We start from the raw sequence: 18574 nt of genomic DNA, 5'->3' as shown, positions 1-18574 counted from the left end.
GCATCGACTCGATCTCGGGCAGGCCCGAGATCGACGGGGCCGTTGACTCATCTCGAATTTTCGGCACCAAGCCAGAGCCTTGGCGAGAATTCGAAAATGGAACCAAAGGTCATTTTCAATGGCCGTCGGTATCAATCCTCCGTCAGGACCAGCGCCGGCAGGTGCAGCACGACCCGGTACTCGCCGCCGTCGTGCGAGCGCTGCATCGAGGCTTCGAGCTGGCGCAGCGACATCTCGACCAGCAGCGTGCCGAAGCCGCGGCCCGGGGCCGGCTCGCCGAGGCGGGTCAGGCTCTCGCGCCAGTCCAGCACCACGCCGTCCCCTTCCCGCGCCCAGGTCACCGCCAGCCGGCCGTCGTCCGAGCCCAGCGCGCCGTACTTGATCGAGTTCGTCGCCCATTCGTGCAGGATCATCGCCAGCGACGTGACGTGGCGCCAGTTGATCCGCACCGCCGGCCCTTCGACCGCGACCGGGACGTGCTCGCGGTAGGGCAGCAGCGTCGCCTGGACGAGGTCGGCGAGGTCGCTCATGCCCTGGTCGCTCGCCGGATCGGACAGCGAATGCGCACGGCCCAGCGCCGAGATCCGCTCGCGCATGTCGGCGGCGAACACGTCGATCCGGCGGTGCGACCGGGCGCCTGCCGAGATCATGCCGCCGATGATCGCGAATAGGTTCTTCACCCGGTGGTTCATCTCGCGCAGCATCAGGTCGCGGGTTTCCGCGAGCGCGTATTCGGGGGACACGTCGAGCGAGACGCCGACGATCCGCCGCGGCGCGCTGCCGGCGATGAGCCGGCCGTAGCTGCGGACGTGGCGCGGCGCCTGCCGCTCGGTCGGCACCCGGAAGCGGGCCTCGAAGTCGCCGAGGCCGCGGGCGGCATCGACGAGGGCGGCCTCGAAGTCGGGCCGGTCGCCGGGGGCGATCCGCGCGGCGACGGTCGCGACCGGGTGCGCATCCGCCCCGAGGCCGAGCATCGCGCCGGCGGTGGCGTCGAGGACGATCGTGTCGCCGTCGGGCATGTATTCCCACACACCGATTCCGCCCGCCCGGATCGCGAGGTCGAGCCGCTCGCGCTCGGCGGCGAGCTGGCGCTCAAGGGCGAGCGCCTCGGTGATGTCGGTGAGCACCAGCGTGGCGCCGTCGACGCCGCCGTTCTGCAGCCGGTAGGGCAGCACCCGCAGCGACAGGGTGCGCTCGCCGTCGCGGGTGGTGATGCGGCGCTGGATCACCCCGGCGCCGTCGCAGACCGCCTGCGCGTCGTCGAGGTAGTCCCGGTCCGGCAGCCGGCTCGCCACGTCGGCGAGCGGCCGTCCCCGGTCGCCGGGCTTCAGCGGGAAGATCGCCGTCGCCGATCCGGTGTAGCTGCGCACCTTCAGCTCGCGGTCGACCACCACCACCGCGAGGTCCGTCGATTCGAAGAAGTTGCGCAGGTCGGCATTCGCCACGGTGAGCTGATCGATCTTGGTCTTGAGTTCGTCGTTGACGGTGGAGAGCTCCTCGTTCGTCGATTGAAGCTCCTCGTTCATCGACATCATTTCTTCGTTGGAGCTCTTCAGCTCCTCGTTGGTGGTCTCCAGCTCCTCGACGGTCGAGCGCAGCTTGTAGCGGGTGCGCAGCAATTCCTCCTCGAGCGCCTCGACGTGGTCGCCGCCGGCATCCATCTCGACGAGGTCGGGATCGCTCGACGGGCGGAAGGCGCCGCTCTCGCGCAGGACGAGCAGCATCGTGGCGTCCGGCAGCGGGTCGCAGACCAGCTCGATCTGCTGCTCGCCGTAGTCGGAGGTCACGGTCACGTCGCGGACCACCACGCGCTTGCGCGCGTCGCGGGTCTGGCGCAGCAGCGGGCCGATCACGTCGCGCAGGCCCGGCCGCGCCAGGGTGATCGCGCTGCTGCCCCCCGCCCGCGTCACCGGGAAGTCGAAGTAGCGGCTCAGCCGCCCGTAGGCGGCGATGATGCCGCCGTCCTCGTTCAGCACCATGCTGGGCGGGGCGTAGCGCTCGACGACGCGGCGCACGGCGGCGGTCTCGTCGGCGATCGCGCCGGCCTTGCGGTCGCCGCCGGCGCTCGGCCGGGACTCGCCGCGGCGCAGGCCCCCGGGCAGATCGATCGGGTATTTCGGCGAGCCCGGCGGGCGCTCGAACAGGCGGGCCGGCTGGTCGATGGCCGGAAACAGCTGCTCGAACCGGCTCACGCTCTCGGACGGGCCGAGGAACAGGTAGCCGCCCGGCCGCACCGCGTAGTGGAACAGCGGCAGCACCGATTGCTGCAACCGGTCGTCGAAGTAGATCAGCAGGTTGCGGCACGACACGAGGTCGATGCGCGAGAACGGCGGATCCTTCACCAGGCTGTGGCTGGAGAACCGGATCAGGTCGCGGATCTCGGCCGCGACGGTGAAGCGCTCGGCGTGCGGGACGACGTAGCGCTCGCGCAGGGCGGCCGGGATGTCGGCGAGCGCCGCGGCCGGGTAGCTCGCCTCGCGGGCGATCTGCAGCATGCGCTCGTCGATGTCGGTGGCGAAGATCTGCACCGCGGGCGTCAGGTCGAGGCGTCGCGCCGCCTCGGCGAACAGCATCGCGATGCTGTAGGCCTCCTCGCCGCTGGAGCACCCGGGAATCCAGACCCGAATGTCCTCGTCCGGGTCGCGCCCGCGCAGCAGCGGCTCGATGGCGCGCTCACGCAGGATCTCGAACGCCTCGGCGTCGCGGAAGAACCGGGTGACGTTGATGAGCAGGTCGCGGAACAGCGCCTCGCACTCGGCCCGGTCGGTGCGGATGCGGGCAAGGTACGTCCGCGCCGATTCGAGCCCGAGGACGTGCATGCGCCGCTCGACCCGCCGCGCCAGCGTCGTGCGCTTGTAGCCGGAGAAATCGTGGCCGACCGCGCTGCGGATGACCCGGCACAGGTCGTCGAGATGGTCGGCGACCTGCCCGGTCTCGTCCTCGCCGCCCTCCGAGCCGCGGCGGCGGAAGAACGCCGCGAGGCAGTCGACGATCTCGCCGGGCGGCTGGACGAAGTCGACGAGGCCGGTGCCGACCGCCGAGAGCGGCATGCCGTCGTAGCGCGCGGTCTCGGGCTGCTGCACCACGCAGACGCCGCCGTGCTCCTTGACGGCGCGCAAGCCGGTCGTGCCGTCGGCCCCGGTCCCCGACAGGATCACGCAGGCGGCGTTGGCCTGCTGGTCGACGGCGAGCGACAGGAAGAAGTCGTCGATCGGGCGGCGCAGGCCCCGCGGCTGCACGAACTGGGTCAGTTCCAGCACGCCGCTCTGGATGGCGAGGCCGCGGCCCGGCGGGATGATGTAGACCCGGTCGCCTCCGATCCGCTCGCCGCCCTCGCATTGCAGCACTTCGAGGTCTGTGTGGCGGTCGAGGAGCTGGGCCAGCATGCTCTCGTGGTTGGGGTCGAGGTGCTGGACGATGACGAACGCCATGCCGGTCGGCGCCCGCGCCCGCGACAGCATCTCGCGCAGGGCCTCGAGACCGCCCGCCGAGGCGCCGATGCCGACCACGGGGCCGCCGAAAGCCGGCGCGGTCCCCGCGCCGCCGGTCGTGTCGGAGGGGGATGCCCCTCCGGGACGGTCAAGGAAATCCTGTTCCATCGAGATCCGAGAGGGTGAGCTTGGCCTGGGCGACGGTCGCGACGGTGTTGGCGATCGTCGTCAGCGATCCCTCGATGACGAGGTCGCTCTCCGAGAAGGCCGCGCCGAGGCGCGAGATCGCCTGTCCGAGATCGGCATCGTAGGCGGCGAGCAGGTCGGGCTGCGAGCGGCTGACGTCGAACTGGGACGCGAACAGGTACCGCACCGTCCCGGACAGGTCCCGCAGCTTGGACATGTAGAGCAGGTTGACGAAGGGCCGGCCGTCCTTGCGGAAGTTGAGAATCGTCGTGCGCACCGTCTGCCGCTCGCCGTTCAGGAAGGCGTGGATCCGCTCGCGCGCCTCGCGGTTCTCGACCTCGCCCTGGAGGAAGCGGCAGTTGCGCCCGACGACCTCCTCCTCGCCGTAGCCGGTGAGGTCGCGGAAGGGCTGGTTGACGAGGAGCAGGGGGTTGTCGTCCTCGGCGGCACCGAGCGCGAGGGCGATATGCGACTGAGCGATGTACCGGCTGACTTCGTCCGGGATGGTCTGCGTGTGCACCGTCGATCCTTCACCGCCCCCCTGGGCGACGCCGCGCGGCGTCCAGGCCTGCCGAACGGCTCCGGCGGATGATGCCGGGGCGCCCGGTTCCCCTTGCGCGAGGTCCGGCCTTCGAAAGTGTCATGGATAAACCCGCGCCGGATGGCAACCGCCGCCGGCCTCCGCTCCGGCGCCGCCGATGCGTCAAAGCAGCGCCGCGGCGGCGGCCGAGATCGGCGCGCAGGGCCGTGACGTCGCGCCCGGCCTCGCACGCCTCCTCGAGGTTGCGGCACAGCTCCGACAGGGCGGTGAAGCCGAGCAGGCCGGCGGCCGCGACCACCGCGTGGGCGTCGCGGGCGAGCGCGCCGCGGTCGTCGCCGCGGAAGCGCCGCCGGAGGTCGTCGGCGAGCCGGTCGAGCATCGCGGCGAGCCGCTCGGGGCCGAGCAGGCCCGCGAGCGACGCGAACGCCTCCCGGTCGTGCGCCGCCTCGGGGACCGGGGCGGCCGGGCGCGCGGCCGCGGCGTCCGTCGCCCGGTGGGCCGCGATCGCGGCGGCGAGCTCGTGGCGCTTGAACGGCTTGCCGACATGGCCGTCCATGCCCGCGACACGGAACGCCTCGACCTGCGCCGGCAGCACGTTCGCCGTCATGGCGACGATCGGCACCGCGCGTTCGGGCCCCGGCAGGGCGCGGATGATCTCGGTCGCGGTGATGCCGTCCATGCCGGGCATCTGCACGTCCATCAGCACGAGGTCGTAGGCGCGCGCCTGCACCATCCGCACCGCCCCGGCGCCGTCCTCGGCGACGTCGACGGCGTGCCCCTCGGCCTCCAGCACCAGCCGGGCGAGGTCGCGGTTGATCGCCACGTCCTCGACCAGCAGGACGCGCGCCGGCGGCGCCGGCACGCGGCCGGGCGCGTCGCGGGCCGGCACCGGCGCCTCGGCCGGCGGCAGCGGCAGGCTGAACCAGAACCGGGCGCCCTCGCCGAGCTGGCTCTCGACCCCGATCTCGCCGCCCATCATCAAAACGAGGCTGCGGCAGATCGCGAGCCCGAGGCCGCTGCCGCCGAACTCGCGCCGGATCGAGGGGTCGAGCTGGCCGAAGCGCTGGAACAGCCGGCCGTGATGGGCCGGGTCGATGCCGATGCCGGTATCCTCGACGCAGAACCGCAGGGCGTCGGGGGGACCGTCCGGGTCGGGGAAGACCCGCAGCGAGACGCGGCCCGCCCGGGTGAACTTCACCGCGTTGTTGAGCAGGTTGAGCAGGATCTGGCGCAGGCGGTCGGCATCGCCGGTGGCGAAGGCCGGCAGGCGCGGGTCGAGGCTGACCTCGAGGGCGAGGCCCTTGCGCTCGGCCATGCCGCGCACGATCGAGACCGCGTTGTCGACCAGCCCCTCGGGCGAGAACGGCGCCGGGGCGAGGTCGATCGCCCCGGCCTCGATGCGCGAGACGTCGAGGATGTCGTCGACGACGGTGAGGAGCGCCGCCCCGGCGCTGCCGATCCGCTCGGCGTAGCGGCGCTGGTGGGCGGCGAGGCCCGCATCGTCGAGCAGCAGGTCGGCGTAGCCGAGCACGCCGTTGAGGGGCGTGCGGATCTCGTGGCTCATCGCCGCGAGGAAGTCGGTCTTGGCCTGGCTCGCCCGCTCGGCGGCGATGCGGGCCTCCTCGAGGTCGCGGGCCTGTCGCTGGCGCTCGCTCACGTCGCGGAAGGTCGCGAGCAGCGTCGGCCCGCCGGGGGCGGCGGGCACCCGCCGCACCACGCCCTCCAGCCAGACGAGGCCGCCGCGGCGCCGGCGGGCGCGGCAGACGACGGTGACCTGGGACACCTCGGGCCCGAGGCGGCGCACCGCCTGGAGCGCCGGCCGGTCGGCGGGATGGACCAGCCGCAGGGGGGCGGCGGCGAACGCCTCCGGACCGTAGCCGAGCAGCCGCTCGACCGCCGGCGAGACGTAGGCGCAGCGCCCGTCCCCGTCGGCGAGCACGATCAGCTCGCTGGTGTTCTCGGCCAGCAGCCGGTAGCGGGCCTCCTCGGCGGCCAGCCGCCCGGCCGCCTCCCGGGCCCGGGCCTCCAGGCCGGCGTGGCGGGCCAGCACCCGGGTCAGCCCGAAGCCGAGGCCGACCAGCACGAGGCTGACCGCCAGCACCAGCACGACGTCCTGGCGGATGCCGGCGCGCCAGGGCGCCAGGGCCTCGTGCCGGGCGATGCCGGCGGCGACCACCAGCGGCGCGCCGGGAAGGCGCCGGAAGCTGATCGTGCGCGCGACGCCGTCGAGCGGCGAGGTGTTGGATTCGACGAAGCCGGCCCTGGCCTTCCCGGCGGCCCGCATCAGCTCGCCCCCGGCGAGGGCGGCGCCGACCTGCTCGGGCAGGTAGGGGTCGCGCACCAGCAGCATGCCGTCGGTGCGGATCAGCGTCACCGCCCCCTGCGCGCCGAGATCGAGGCTGGCGTAGAAGCGCTGCAATTCGGCGAGCGCCAGGTCCGCCACCGCCACGAGGGGGGCGTCGCCGGTGCGGGCGGCGATCCGGCGGGCGACGCTGACGTGCCAGCCGGTCTCGGAGGGCAGCGGCGCCCCGACCCAGAACGCCTCCCCGGGATGGGCGGCCATGTCGGCGAGGAGGGCGGCGTCCTCCGCCGTGGCCTGCCGGCCGTGGACGAAGAGCGGCGCGCCGGTGCTGCCGTCGAGCACCCGCAGGTCGGTGACCGCCGGGACGCGGCGCATCAGCCCGTCGAGCAGGGCGCGGGTGTTGGCGTCGCTCGCCCCCGCCGCGTGCATGTCGACCCGGGCGGCGGCGGCCGAGAGGACCATGTCCACCGCCGAGAGCAGCCGGCTGGCATCCTGGTCGAGGGCCTGGGCGGCGGTGGCCGCGGCGGTGCGGATGTCCTGCACCGCCCGCTCGTAGTCGCGCCAGTCGGTCCAGGCGGTGATCCCGGCGAGCGCCGCGCAGGTCGCCAGCACGCCGGCCCAGATGCGGACGGCGAGGAAGCGATAGGGCGAACGCTGGGTCATGCGCGGCTCCGGCCCGGCGCGGGCGGGGCCGATGATCTCGCATGGATCGCGCCGCGTGGCGGGTGCGACACTTCGGCCGGGATCGGGGGCTCCGCGACCCGGCCCGACATGCCAGCCCGGCCGCGTTTGCATGCCCCGCCCCGCCCACCCGTGCTACCAACCCGCCGGGACCGGCCGAGCCCGTCCCTCCCCTCGCCGCGCGCACGACGCCCCGGGCCGATCCGACCCGGGATCCCTGCCGAACCGCCGCGGCGGTCCATGGCGGTGGCGGTACGATGACCACGCATCCCGATCAGGCGGTCCCGGCTCCGAAGCGCGGCTATCGCACCATCGCGCTCATCGTCGCGGGCGCGATGTTCATGGAGCTGCTCGACGCCACCATCCTGGCCACCGCGCTCCCGACCATGGCGCGGGACTTCGGCGTCGGGGCGCCGGCGATGAGCGTCGCGCTCACCGCCTACCTGCTCAGCCTCGCGGTGTTCATCCCGGCGAGCGGCACGGTCGCCGACCGCTTCGGCTCGCGCACGGTGTTCCGCGCGGCGATCGCGGTGTTCACCCTCGGCTCGCTGCTCTGCGCCCTCGCCCCGTCCCTGCCGGCCTTCGTCGCGGCGCGGATCGTCCAGGGACTCGGCGGCGCGATGATGATGCCGGTCGGGCGCCTCGTGCTCCTGCGCAGCGTCGAGCGGCGCCACATGGTCTCGGCGATGTCGTGGCTGCTGGTGCCGGCCCTGCTCGGGCCGATCCTCGGCCCGCCGCTCGGCGGCTTCATCGTCACGTATTTCGACTGGCGCTGGATCTTCCTCATCAACCTGCCGATCGGGCTCGTCGGCATCGTCCTGGTGTCGCGCTACATCGAGGAGGTGCGCGGCGACGCCCCCGGGCGCTTCGACTGGCGCGGCCTCGTCCTGTCCGGGTTGTCTCTCGGCACGCTGTTCTTCGGCTTCGAACTGACCAGCCACGCCGCCGAGCCGTGGATCGTCGCGGCCCTGCTCGGGACCGGGTTCGCCGCGGGGGCCGCCTACGTCGCGCATGCGCGGCGGGTCGAGCACCCGATCCTCGATCTGTCGCTGATGCGGGTGCCGAGCTTCCGCCTGTCGGTGATCGCCGGCTCGCTCACCCGGATCACACAGGGCGCGCAGCCGTTCCTGCTGCCGCTGATGCTTCAGCTCGGCTTCGGCCTGTCGGCGGCGGAGAGCGGGTCGCTGACGCTCGCCACCGCGGTCGGCTCGCTGTCGATGAAGACCCTGGCGCCGCGGCTCCTGCGCCGCTTCGGCTTCCGTGCCAGCCTGATCGTCAACGGCGTGCTGGCGAGCCTCGGCTACGCGGTCTGCGCACTCTTTCGTCCCGACTGGCCGCACCCGGCGATCGTCGCGGTTCTGGGGGTCTGCGGCTTCCTGATGTCGTTCCAGTTCACCGCCTACAACACCGTCGCGTATGCCGAGATTCCGGCCCGGCGGATGAGCGCGGCGACGAGCTTCTACACCACGTTCCAGCAGCTCATGCTGTCGGTCGGCATCTGCGTCGCCGCCGGCGCCCTCGAACTCGCGATGCGGCTCGGCGGCCACGCTCGCCCGACGCTGGCCGACTTCTCCGCCGCCTTCCTCGTCGTGACGGCGATCTCGCTCACCGCGACGATCTGGAACCTGCGCTTCGCCCCCGATGCAGGCGCCGAAATTAGCGGGCACCGGCCGGCGGGACAGGTCGCGGGCGGCGAGACCGTGGCGAGGCCGGCCGTGGCGGCGCCGCCGCCCCGGGGGTAAACTCGCTGCCGCCGCGCTCGCCGCCGCCCTGCCCCGAGGCCCGTCATGATCCAGCCCGATACCGTCCCGGACGTCACCTTCCACACCCGCGTCAGGAACGACGCCCTCGGCGGCCCCAACCCATTCGAGTGGAAGGACCTCACCTCGGCGGAGGTGTTCGGCGGCCGCAACATCGTGCTGTTCGCGGTTCCCGGCGCGTTCACGCCGGCCTGCTCGGACGACCACCTGCCCGGCTACGAGCAGCATGCCGGCGACTTCGCCGCCCTCGGCATCGACGGGGTCGTGTGCCTGTCGGTCAACGACGCCTTCGTCATGTACCAGTGGGCGCGCAGCAAGGGCATCGAGCAGGTATTCATGCTCCCCGACGGCAACGGCGACTTCACGCGCCAGATGGGCATGCTGGTCAAGCGCGGCCGCCAGGGGATGGGGATGCGCTCCTGGCGCTACTCCATGCATGTCGAGGACGGCCGAATCCGCCGGATGTTCGTCGAGCCGGGGTTTCGCGACGACCCGCCGGGCGTCGGCCTGCAACTCTCGGATGCCGGCACCATGCTGGCCTACCTGCGCGACCGGCCGGCGGCGTGACCTGAGCATATTTCGCAAAAGTGGCTGCCGGTTTTTCGACAAAAATCTGCGACACCACAACCTCAGCGGACGAAGCGTTGGCCCGCCAACGCCTCGTCCGCTGAGCCCGGCCCTTACGCCTCCCGCGGCAGCCGCACCACGAAGCGGCTGCCGCCGCCGGCCGCCGCCTCGCAGGCCGCGCTTCCGCCGTGGCGCTCGGCGATCTGGCGCACCAGGGCGAGGCCGAGCCCCCAGCCGCCGGCGGCCTCGTCGCGGCCGCGGGGGCGGTAGAACGGCTCGAACACCCGTTCGCGCTCCGCCGGCGCGATGCCGGGGCCGGCATCCGACACCACCACGACCGCCGCCCCGCCCTCGGGCGCGACCGCGACCCGCACCGGCGGGCGGCCGTGGGTGGCGCCGTTCTCGATCAGGTTGCGCAGCAGCCGGCGCAGCAGCACCTCGTCGCCGGTGACGCTCACCGCCTCGCCCTCGATCTCGGCACCCCCACGGGCGGCCTCCTCGGCGGCGAGCCCGAGCAGGTCCACGCTCCCCGTCCGGTCGAGGCCGGACCGCGGCGCCGTGCGGGCGTGGTCGAGCCGGCTCGACAGCAGGATTTCCTCCACCAGCGCGTCGAGCTCGGCGAGGTTGCGCAGGATCTCGCGGCGCGCCGGGCCGGACGGATCGCCGTCCCACAGGTCGATCGCGAGGCGCAGGCGCGCCAGGGGCGAGCGCAGCTCGTGGCTGGCATTGGCGAGCAGGGTGCGCTGCGAGGCGAGCAGCCCGTCGACCCGCGCCGCCGCGAGGTTGAAGGTGCGGGCCACCGCCGCGACCTCGTCGTTGCCGCGCTCGTCCATGCGGGCGCCGAGATCGCCGTCGCCCCAGCGGGCGACCCCGGCGCGCAGCCGTTCGAGCTGGCGGGTCAGCCGCGCCGTCACCGGAAACGCCGCGAGCCCGATGCCGGCGGCGACCAGCAGCGCCAGCACCGCGATGGCGGCGATGCGGTTGCGCCGCGGCGGCGGAAAGCTCGCCAGCAGCGTCCGGCCCTGCGCCAGGGAGACCCGCATCACCCAGTGCATCGACGGGCCCGGGCGGTCCCGGCCGAGCAGGACCGCCCGGCGCCCGCGCGCCGCGATCAGCCCGCCGGATTCGTCGTAGAGCGCGAGGTCGGCGCCGAGCGCGTCGCCGATCCGCTGGACCTCGCCCTCGGCCTCGGCGCCCTCCGGAGCCCGGCCGAGGGCCTCGATCTGCGGTGCGAGGCGGGCCTGCAGCGTCTCCCAGCGCTGCCGCGGCGACTCGCCGAGGGCCCACCACAGGCTCCCCATCGCGAAGGCGACGCCGAACAGGCTCGCCAGCAGCGTGAGGTAGATCTTCCAGAACAGGGTGCGGCGGGCGAGCCTCACCGCTCGGCGTCCTGCTGGCGGGCGAAGACGTAGCCGGCGCCCCGGATGGTGATGAGCCGGCGCGGATGGCGCGGGTCGTCCTCGATCACCGCCCGCAGGCGCGAGACGTGGACGTCGATCGAGCGGTCGAAGGCGTCGAACTCCTCGCCCCGCACGAGGTCCATCAGCCGCTCGCGGGTCAGCACCCGGCCGGCATGGGTGGCGAAGGCCAGCAGCAGGTCGAACTGGTGGCTGGTGAGCCGCCGCTCGACCCCGTCGATGAGCACGCTGCGCGAGCCCGGGTCGATCTGCAGCCGGCCGAAATCCAGCGCCGCGACCGCCTCGGGCGCCCGCTGCCGGCGCAGGATCGCCCGCAGCCGCGCCAGCAGCTCGCGCGGGTTGAAGGGCTTGGGCAGGTAGTCGTCGGCGCCGATCTCTAGCCCGATGATGCGGTCGGTGTCGTCGCCCTTGGCGGTCAGCATCAGGATCGGCACCGTCGAGTGGGTGCGGATCCGCCGGCAGGTCTCGAACCCGTCGAGGTCCGGCAGCATCACGTCGAGGATCACCGCGTCGAAGGTCTCGCGGCGCAGCGCCTCCTGGCCGTCCTGGGCCGTGTAGCGGGCGGTGACCGCGTAGCCCTCCCCCATCAGGTATTCCGACACCATGGCGGCGAGCCGCCGGTCGTCGTCGACGATGAGGAGTTTCTCGGCCATCGCGGTCACCTCGTCACAAGGATCAGTTGGGACGCGGGCCGCCCTCGCCCGGTCCGCGGTCGGGGCGGCCGGGCCCGTCGTCGCGGCGGTGCCAGCCGCCGAAGCCGCGGCGGCGCTCCATCATCGCCGCCATGCGGTCGGCGAGCTGGGTGCGCTGCTCGGCGCTGAGCTGCCCGGCGGCGTCGGCCAGCGCGCCGGCGACGATCTTGGAGCGGGCGTCGAGGCTGCGCATCGTCTCGCCGCGCAGGGCCTCGATCGCCGCGCGGTCGACGCTCGGCGCCTTCAACAGGTCGGCGAGGCGGCGCCGGGTGTCGTCGTCGGACTTCGCCTCCTTCTGCATCGCCGTGAAGGCGGACGCGATGATGTCGTGGACCTTGTTCTCCTGGTCCGAGGTCGCCCCGACCCCGTCGAGGGCGCGGCGGGCCATCGCCTGCATCCGCTCCAGCCGCTGGGCCGGGTCGCGGTGGCCGAATCCGCCCGGGCCGAAGCCGCCCCCGAACGGGCCGGCCATGGCATAGGCGACCCCGGCCCCGCCGCCGACCAGCAGGCCGGCCGCGAGCAGCACCCGGCGCAGGGTGGAGCGGCGGCGGGGCGGTTGGATCATCGGTGCGTCGGTCATCGTGGTATCTCCCTGTCGCTGCGCCGGGCATCGGGGCCGATGCGCGTCGCGTCGTCGAAGGGGAGAGTGCGCGCGGCAGGTTTCGCCTCTCGCGGCGGTGTGTAAAGTTTTGTGAAGGGGCGGATCACCCCTCCTCCGCCGGCTCCGGCAGCGCCAGCACCCGCGGCGGATGCCCGGTCGCCTCCAGGAACCGCACAAGGTCGGCGAAGGACAGGGCCGTCGTCGCCTCGTTGTGCAGCGGATGCACGTTGACCGGGTCCCCCTCCGCCAGCCGCGCGTCGAGGATCACGCTCACCCGGCCCTCGCGGTCGTTGATCGCCCCGAGCGGCGTCACCGAACCCGGCCGCACCCCGAGCACCGCGAGCAGCAGCTCGGGCGAGCCGAACGACAGCCGGCCGCTCGCCCCGAGGGTCTGGTGCAGGCGCTTGAGGTCGATCCGCGCCTCGGCCTCGGCGGTCACCAGGAACAGCCGGCCCTGCTTGTCCTTCAGGAAGAGGTTCTTGGTGTGCAGGCCCGGCAGCCCGGCCTTGAGGTCGCGGGATTCCGCGACCGTGTGGACCGCCCGGTGGGCGTGGGTGACGACCGGGATGCCGAGATCGGCCAGGCGCGCGAACAGCGCGTCCGGCGTCGCGGGCCCGCTCATGCGGCGAGATGGCGGCCGAGCGCCGCCGGGTCGACGTTGCCGCCCGACAGGATGATCCCGACCCTCTTGCCGGCGACCGGCACCGCGCCCTCGAAGGCGGCGGCCGCGGCGAGGCAGCCGGTCGGCTCGACCACGAGCTTCATCCGCTCGACGAAGAACCGCATCGCCGCGACGAGCTGCGCGTCCGAGACCGTGACGATGCCCGCGACCTCGCGCCGGATGATCGGGAAGGTGTGCCGGCCGAGATGGGTGGTCAGCGCCCCGTCGGCGATCGAGGCCGGGACCGGGATGCGCACCACTTCGCCCTTGGCCAGGGATTGCTGGCCGTCGTTGCCGGCCTCCGGCTCGACGCCGTAGATCGCGATGTCCGGCGCCAGCGCCCGCGCGGCGAGGGCGCAGCCCGACAAGAGCCCGCCGCCGCCGAGGCAGACGAGCAGCATGTCGAGGGGGCCGGTCTCCTCGATCAGTTCCAGCGCCGCGGTGCCCTGGCCGGCGATCACGTCCGGGTGGTCGTAGGGCGGGATCAGCGTCAGCCCGCGCTCCTCGGCGAGCGTGCGGGCGAGCGCCTCGCGGTCCTCCGTGTAGCGGTCGTAGACCACCACCTCGGCGCCGTAGCCGCGGGTCGCCGCGACCTTGATGGCGGGGGCGTCGTGCGGCATCACGATCACGGTCGGCACGCGCTGGAGCGCGCCCGCATAGGCGATGGCCTGGGCGTGGTTGCCCGACGAGAACGCGATGACGCCGCGGCTGCGCGCCGCCTCCGGCAGGGCCGCGATGGCGTTGCAGGCGCCCCGGAACTTGAAGGCGCCGGCCCGCTGGAGCGGCTCGGCCTTGAAGAACAGCGACGCCCCGGTGCGCGCGTCGGCGGTGCGCGAGGTCAGGACCGGGGTGCGGTGGGCGATGCCGGCGATCCGCTCCGCGGCCGCCCGCACGTCGGCGAAGGTGACGCTCATCAGCGGTGCTCGAAGCTCGGCTTGCGCTTCTCGACGAAGGCGCCCATGCCCTCCTTCTGGTCGTGGGTCGCGAACAGCCCGTAGAACACCCGGCGCTCGAAGCGGATGCCCTCCTGCAGGGTGGTCTCGAAGGCGCGCTCGACCGCCTCCTTGGCCACCACCGCCACCGGCAGCGACATCCCGGCGATGATGCCGGCGGTCTTCAGCGCCTCGTCCAGCAGGTCGGCCGCCGGGACGATGCGGGCGACGAGGCCGGCGCGCTCGGCCTCGGCCGCGTCCATCATCCGGCCGGTGAGGCACAGCTCCATCGCCTTGGCCTTGCCGACCGCCCGGGTCAGGCGCTGGGTGCCGCCGGCACCGGGAATCACCCCGAGCTTGATCTCCGGCTGGCCGAACTTCGCGGTGTCGGCGGCCAGGATGAAGTCGCACATCATCGCGAGTTCGCAGCCGCCGCCGAGGGCGAAGCCCGCCACCGCGGCGATGATCGGCTTGCGCCGGCGCCCGACCCGGTCCCACTCGCCGAACGGATCGGCCATGTAGAATTCCGGATGGGTGCGGTCCTGCATCTCCTTGATGTCGGCGCCGGCGGCGAACGCCTTCTCGGAGCCGGTGAGCACGATGCAGCCGATGCCGGGATCGGCCTCGAACCCGTCGAGGGCGTGGTTCAGCTCGGCGATCAGCGCGTTGCAGAGGGCGTTGAGCTGGGCCGGGCGGTTGAGGGTGACCAGCGCCACCCGACCCCGCGTCTCGACCAGGATGTTCTCGTAGGCCACGTCCGTGCTCCTCCCGGTGGGTCGGTCCTGGCTAGAAGAGCCGGGGCGCGGCGGCAAGGGGCGTCCCGACAGGCCGTTACGCTTCACCGGCCGGCCGGCGGCCGCTAGGCTCCGGCTGCCCCGACTCCGGACACCGCCCCTGATGGCCTCGCAGCAGAGCACCGTGGACTTCATCCTCGAACAGGCCGCCGCCGCGGCCCCGAGCGCCCGCCGGATGTTCGGCGAGTACGCGGTCTATTGCGAAGGCCGCACCGTCGCGCTGGTCTGCGACGACCGGCTCTACCTCAAGCCGACGCACGCCGGGCGGGAAAAGCTGACCTCCGTAGTGGAGGCGCATCCGTTCCCGGGCGCCAAGCCGTGGCTGCTGGTCGAGGGCGACCTGTGGGACGACGGCGACGCCCTCGCGGCGCTGTTCCGGGCGACCGCCGCCGCCCTGCCGCCGCCAAAGCCCAAGAGGCCGCGCCGGCGGCGTGCGCCCGCGCCCTGAGCGGCCGCCGGGACAGCCATGCTTGGGAAACAATCCGGCCCCGTCATCAGCGCAGTTGCGTTGTGCGGCGCACCATGAGAAAACGTTTTCACGCACGGACGCGATGGCGTCGCGGCCGTGTCGCCCTCCTTGGGCGTTTCCTCCCTAGACTTCGGGCCGCCCGCGAGGGCGGCCTTTTTTCTGCGCGCGAGCCCGCGGTCTCATCGCGGCGGCGGATCCGGCGCCTCGACTACGTCCCGGCGCTGGAGCTGGAGCGCCACGAACCAGCACAGCGACGCCCAGGCGGCGCCGATGCACCAGCCGGCGAGCACGTCGCTCGGCCAGTGCACGCCGAGATAGAGCCGGCTCACGCCGACCAGCAGCGTCGTCACCACGCCGAGCGTCATCACGAACGCCTTGACCCGCCGCCCGCGCTCGACCCGGGCGAGCAGGATCGCGAGGGTCAGGTAGGCGATCGCCGACAGCATCGCGTGGCCGCTCGGGAAGCTCGCCGTGAAGGTCTCCATGCCGTGCGGCACGAGGTCCGGCCGCGGGCGCCGGAAGAACAGCTTGAGCACCGTCGACAGGATCTCGCCGCCGCCGATCGCCGCGACCACGAACAGCGCCGCCCGCCAGCGGGCGGTGACCGCGAGGTAGAGCACGACCCCGGCCGTCACGTAGACGATGCCGAACACGCTGCCGAAGGCGGTGATGTCGCGCATCGTCTCGGGCAGCCAGGACGGGCCGATCGGCCGGGCGAGGTCGTCCGGATGGCGCAGCGCCAGCAGGATGCGCTCGTCCAGCGCCGTGGTGTCGCCGTCCTTCACCCCGCCGGCGAGCTTGACGAAGCCGAAGCCGAACAGGCTCACCGCCAGCAGCGAGGCGAGCGGGCCGATCTCGTTGAGCCGCAGCCGCAGCCACAGGGCGGTGGCGTGGCGGATCGGCAGGCGGTCGACGAGGCTCACGGCGTCGCTCCCGCGAAGGCAAACCGGCCGCGCGGCTCCCACGGCCCTCCGAGGTAGCGCCACAGCAGCAGCCCGGTCGCGGCGAAGCGGAACGGCACGAAGCCGGCCTGCAACTCGGCGTGCAGCGCCCGCGCGGTCTCCGGCGCGACCTTGTTCTGCACCGTGACGTGCGGGCGGAAGCCCTGCCGGTCCTGCGGCGTCAGCCACGGGGCGAACTCCTTCGCGAGGCGGCCGCGCAGGGCGGCGAGCGGGCCGGACTCCAGCACGTAGGCGACGCCGCGCCCGGTGAAGCGCAGGCCGGTGACCGCGATCTCCGGCGGCGGCTCGGTCCGCACCAGCGCGATCAGCGTTTGGGCAATGCCCGCCTCCTCCTCGCCCGGCAGGTGGTGGAACAGCGTCGCGTGCGCCGGGATGTGGTTCAGCTTGGGCGGAAAATACGCCCGGCGCTGGCGGTCGAAGCTCGCGAAGGCGGCCTCGTCCATCCCGAGGGTGAGGATCAGGGGATCGTTCGGCATCGTCCCGGCCAAGATGGCGCAGCCGCCCCGCTTCGCCAGGGGCGCACCACCAGGGGCGCGCCCGGCACTGTTCAGCCGGGTCCCCGCCGTCTACACGGCCGCATGAGCAGCGAGGCGGACGAGGCCGTCCATGTCGGACGGGATGGGTGGCTGTTCCTGGTCGGGGGCAGCAACCGGGTGCGCGAGCAGTACCGCGCCGACCTTGCCGGGGCGTGGCGGCTGTGGCGCTGGCGCCGGCTGATCGAGCGCCGCACCGCCCGGGCGGCGGCGCTCGGCCTTCGCTGCCATCACGTCGTGGTACCGGAGAAGCTCAGCGTCTACGACGACCGCCTCGACGGCCTGACCCTCGACCCGGCGCTGTCGCCGGCCCGCCGCCTCGGCGCCCGCATGGCGCGCTCGCGCGCCGCCGGGGCGTGGATCGACCTCATCGGGCCGCTGCGGGCCGCCCGCAACGCCGGCCCTCCGCTCTACCTGCGCACCGACACCCACTGGAGCCCCGAGGGCTGCCGGCTCGGCTATGGCGAGGTGATGCGGGCGCTGGGCGCCGTGCCGCCCGCCGACCTGTTCGCCCGGCCCGAGCACGACCACGAGGACGTCTACGACCTCGGCGCCAAGCTCGACCCGCCCCCGCGCGAGACCATGCGGGTGGCGACGATCCAGCGCGACGCGGTGCGGATCTACGCCAACCCCCTGGTCGAGCGCCACGAGCGCGAGGGCCGCGCCGCCGACCTGCATTCCGGCGCCCATGTCGTGTTCCGCAACGACGGCCCGGCCGCCGACCCGCGCACCCTGATGCTGTTCGGCGATTCCTGCTCGCATTTCGCACCCCTGTTCCTCACCGGGCTCCTCGCGGAGAGCTTTCGCGAGGTGCATTTCGTCTGGTCGGCGAGCCTCGACTGGGCCTACGTCGCCCGGGTGCGCCCGCACCTGCTGCTGGTCGAGATCGCCGAGCGGTTCCTGCGGCGGGTGCCGGCGGACGGGTTCAACGTCGAGGCGGCCGGGAGGGCACAGGCCCTTCCCGCGTGAACCTTCCCGCGGCCGCCTTTGCGCCCCACCTTCCCGCGAGAGCGGATCGCCAGGGAACAAATCCGCGGCAACCGGAGACCGACAGATGGGCTTGCTGGTGGACGGCGTCTGGCAGGACACCTGGTACGACACCAAGCAGACGGGCGGGCGCTTCGTGCGCAAGGACTCCGCCTACCGCAACTGGATCACCCGGGACGGCAGCCCGGGGCCGAGCGGCGAGGGCGGCTTCCCGGCCGAGGCCGGGCGCTACCACCTCTACGTCTCCCTCGCCTGCCCGTGGGCCCACCGCACCCTGATCGTGCGCGCCCTCAAGGGGCTGGACGAGGCGATCTCCGTCTCGGTGGTCGATCCCCACATGGGCGAAGAGGGCTGGGTGTTCGGCGACAGCCCGGGCGCGACGCCGGATCCCATCCACGGCGCGCGCCGCCTCTACGAGGTCTATCTCGCGGCCGACCCGCATTATACCGGCCGGGTGACCGTGCCGGTGCTGTGGGACAAGGTCCGCGGCACGATCGTGTCGAACGAATCGGCCGAGATCGTCCGGATGCTCAACGCCGCCTTCCCCGACACCGGGCCGGACCTTTACCCGGACGACCTGCGCGACGGGATCGACGCGCTGAACGCCCGGGTCTACGACCGGGTCAACAACGGCGTCTACAAGGCCGGCTTCGCCACCGCCCAGGCGGCCTACGAGGAGGCGTGCACGGCCCTGTTCGAGGAACTCGACGCCCTCGACGCCCGCCTCGATGCCGGCCGCTACCTGTTCGGCGACCGCCTGACCGAGGCCGACATCCGCCTGTTCACCACGCTGGTACGGTTCGACCCAGTCTATGTCGGGCATTTCAAGTGCAACCGCCAGCGGATCGCCGACTACCCGAACCTCGCGCCCTACCTGCGCGACCTGTACCAGACTCCCGGCATCGCCCAGACCGTGGACCTGACCCACATCAAGCGGCACTACTACGAGAGCCACCCGACCATCAATCCGACCGGCATCGTACCCTTGGGTCCGGCGCTGGACTATGATGCGCCGCACGGGCGGGCGGAGCGATTCGGCGGCTGAGCGCCAGACGGG

16 protein-coding genes are annotated in these 18574 nt (G+C 73.2%); 5 read left to right on the top strand and 11 right to left on the bottom strand.

Annotated elements, in window-relative coordinates; translation table 11 throughout:
• Positions 1-131: 131 nt before the first annotated feature.
• From EOE48_RS12165 to EOE48_RS12155, 3 genes are all read right to left on the bottom strand, one after another.
• Positions 132-3509: a CheR family methyltransferase gene (locus tag EOE48_RS12165; RefSeq protein WP_246154225.1), complete on the bottom strand. Its 3378-nt coding sequence runs from the start codon at positions 3507-3509 to the stop codon at positions 132-134.
• 70 nt (positions 3510-3579) lie between these two features.
• Complete coding sequence (locus EOE48_RS12160) at positions 3580-4137, bottom strand: PAS domain-containing protein (protein ID WP_127729299.1); 558 nt, start codon at positions 4135-4137, stop codon at positions 3580-3582.
• Positions 4138-4147: 10 nt separating this feature from the next.
• Positions 4148-7123, bottom strand: a complete 2976-nt coding sequence (locus tag EOE48_RS12155) for an ATP-binding protein (RefSeq protein WP_127729297.1) — start codon at positions 7121-7123, stop codon at positions 4148-4150.
• A gap of 275 nt (positions 7124-7398) precedes the next feature.
• Here EOE48_RS12155 and EOE48_RS12150 point away from each other — a divergent pair, with 275 nt between their 5' ends.
• Entirely contained in the window at positions 7399-8883 is a 1485-nt protein-coding gene (locus tag EOE48_RS12150) for an MDR family MFS transporter (RefSeq protein ID WP_127729295.1), read from the top strand.
• Between the two features lie 45 nt (positions 8884-8928).
• Entirely contained in the window at positions 8929-9468 is a 540-nt protein-coding gene (locus EOE48_RS12145; protein ID WP_246154224.1) for a peroxiredoxin, read from the top strand.
• Positions 9469-9581: 113 nt separating this feature from the next.
• On the opposite strand, the gene EOE48_RS12140 is transcribed toward EOE48_RS12145, so the two are convergent.
• The 6 genes from EOE48_RS12140 to EOE48_RS12115 all read right to left on the bottom strand — a co-directional run bounded on the left by EOE48_RS12140 (position 9582) and on the right by EOE48_RS12115 (position 14527).
• On the bottom strand, positions 9582-10847 hold the full coding sequence (locus EOE48_RS12140; protein WP_127729293.1) for an ATP-binding protein: 1266 nt from the start codon (positions 10845-10847) through the stop codon (positions 9582-9584).
• The gene (locus EOE48_RS12135; protein ID WP_127729291.1) at positions 10844-11539 is read right to left on the bottom strand and encodes a response regulator; all 696 of its coding nucleotides are present in this window, start codon (positions 11537-11539) and stop codon (positions 10844-10846) included. Before EOE48_RS12135 ends, EOE48_RS12140 begins: the two co-directional genes overlap by 4 nt.
• A gap of 22 nt (positions 11540-11561) precedes the next feature.
• Positions 11562-12158 (bottom strand): periplasmic heavy metal sensor, encoded by a 597-nt coding sequence (locus EOE48_RS12130; protein WP_246154222.1) that lies wholly within the window; start codon positions 12156-12158, stop codon positions 11562-11564.
• A gap of 124 nt (positions 12159-12282) precedes the next feature.
• A complete protein-coding gene (locus tag EOE48_RS12125) occupies positions 12283-12801 on the bottom strand; it encodes a prolyl-tRNA synthetase associated domain-containing protein (protein ID WP_127729289.1) in 519 nt (172 codons plus the stop codon).
• Entirely contained in the window at positions 12798-13754 is a 957-nt protein-coding gene (locus EOE48_RS12120) for a threo-3-hydroxy-L-aspartate ammonia-lyase (RefSeq protein WP_127729287.1), read from the bottom strand. Before EOE48_RS12120 ends, EOE48_RS12125 begins: the two co-directional genes overlap by 4 nt.
• A complete protein-coding gene (locus EOE48_RS12115; protein WP_127729285.1) occupies positions 13754-14527 on the bottom strand; it encodes an enoyl-CoA hydratase in 774 nt (257 codons plus the stop codon). The genes EOE48_RS12120 and EOE48_RS12115 overlap by 1 nt, the downstream gene beginning before the upstream one ends.
• Positions 14528-14669: 142 nt before the next feature.
• Here EOE48_RS12115 and EOE48_RS12110 point away from each other — a divergent pair, with 142 nt between their 5' ends.
• Positions 14670-15014, top strand: coding sequence for a TfoX/Sxy family protein (locus EOE48_RS12110; RefSeq protein ID WP_127729283.1), 345 nt, complete (start codon positions 14670-14672; stop codon positions 15012-15014).
• Positions 15015-15214: 200 nt separating this feature from the next.
• On the opposite strand, the gene EOE48_RS12105 is transcribed toward EOE48_RS12110, so the two are convergent.
• Both EOE48_RS12105 and EOE48_RS12100 read right to left on the bottom strand, forming a co-directional pair.
• Entirely contained in the window at positions 15215-15958 is a 744-nt protein-coding gene (locus EOE48_RS12105; RefSeq protein ID WP_127729281.1) for a phosphatase PAP2 family protein, read from the bottom strand.
• Positions 15955-16473, bottom strand: coding sequence for a 2'-5' RNA ligase family protein (locus EOE48_RS12100; RefSeq protein ID WP_127729279.1), 519 nt, complete (start codon positions 16471-16473; stop codon positions 15955-15957). Before EOE48_RS12100 ends, EOE48_RS12105 begins: the two co-directional genes overlap by 4 nt.
• A gap of 102 nt (positions 16474-16575) precedes the next feature.
• Between EOE48_RS12100 and EOE48_RS12095 the strand changes: the two genes are divergently transcribed.
• Both EOE48_RS12095 and EOE48_RS12090 read left to right on the top strand, forming a co-directional pair.
• Positions 16576-17499, top strand: a complete 924-nt coding sequence (locus EOE48_RS12095) for an alginate O-acetyltransferase AlgX-related protein (RefSeq protein WP_127729277.1) — start codon at positions 16576-16578, stop codon at positions 17497-17499.
• Positions 17500-17584: 85 nt separating this feature from the next.
• Positions 17585-18562 carry a glutathione S-transferase family protein gene (locus EOE48_RS12090; protein WP_127729275.1) on the top strand — a complete coding sequence of 326 codons (978 nt, stop codon included), beginning with the start codon at positions 17585-17587 and terminating at the stop codon, positions 18560-18562.
• Positions 18563-18574: the final 12 nt, after the last annotated feature.

The sequence above is a fragment of the Methylobacterium oryzihabitans genome (assembly GCF_004004555.2).
Lineage (GTDB): Bacteria > Pseudomonadota > Alphaproteobacteria > Rhizobiales > Beijerinckiaceae > Methylobacterium > Methylobacterium oryzihabitans.
Note: the sequence above shows the minus strand (reverse complement) of the source record. Positions and strands in the feature narration are given on the sequence as shown.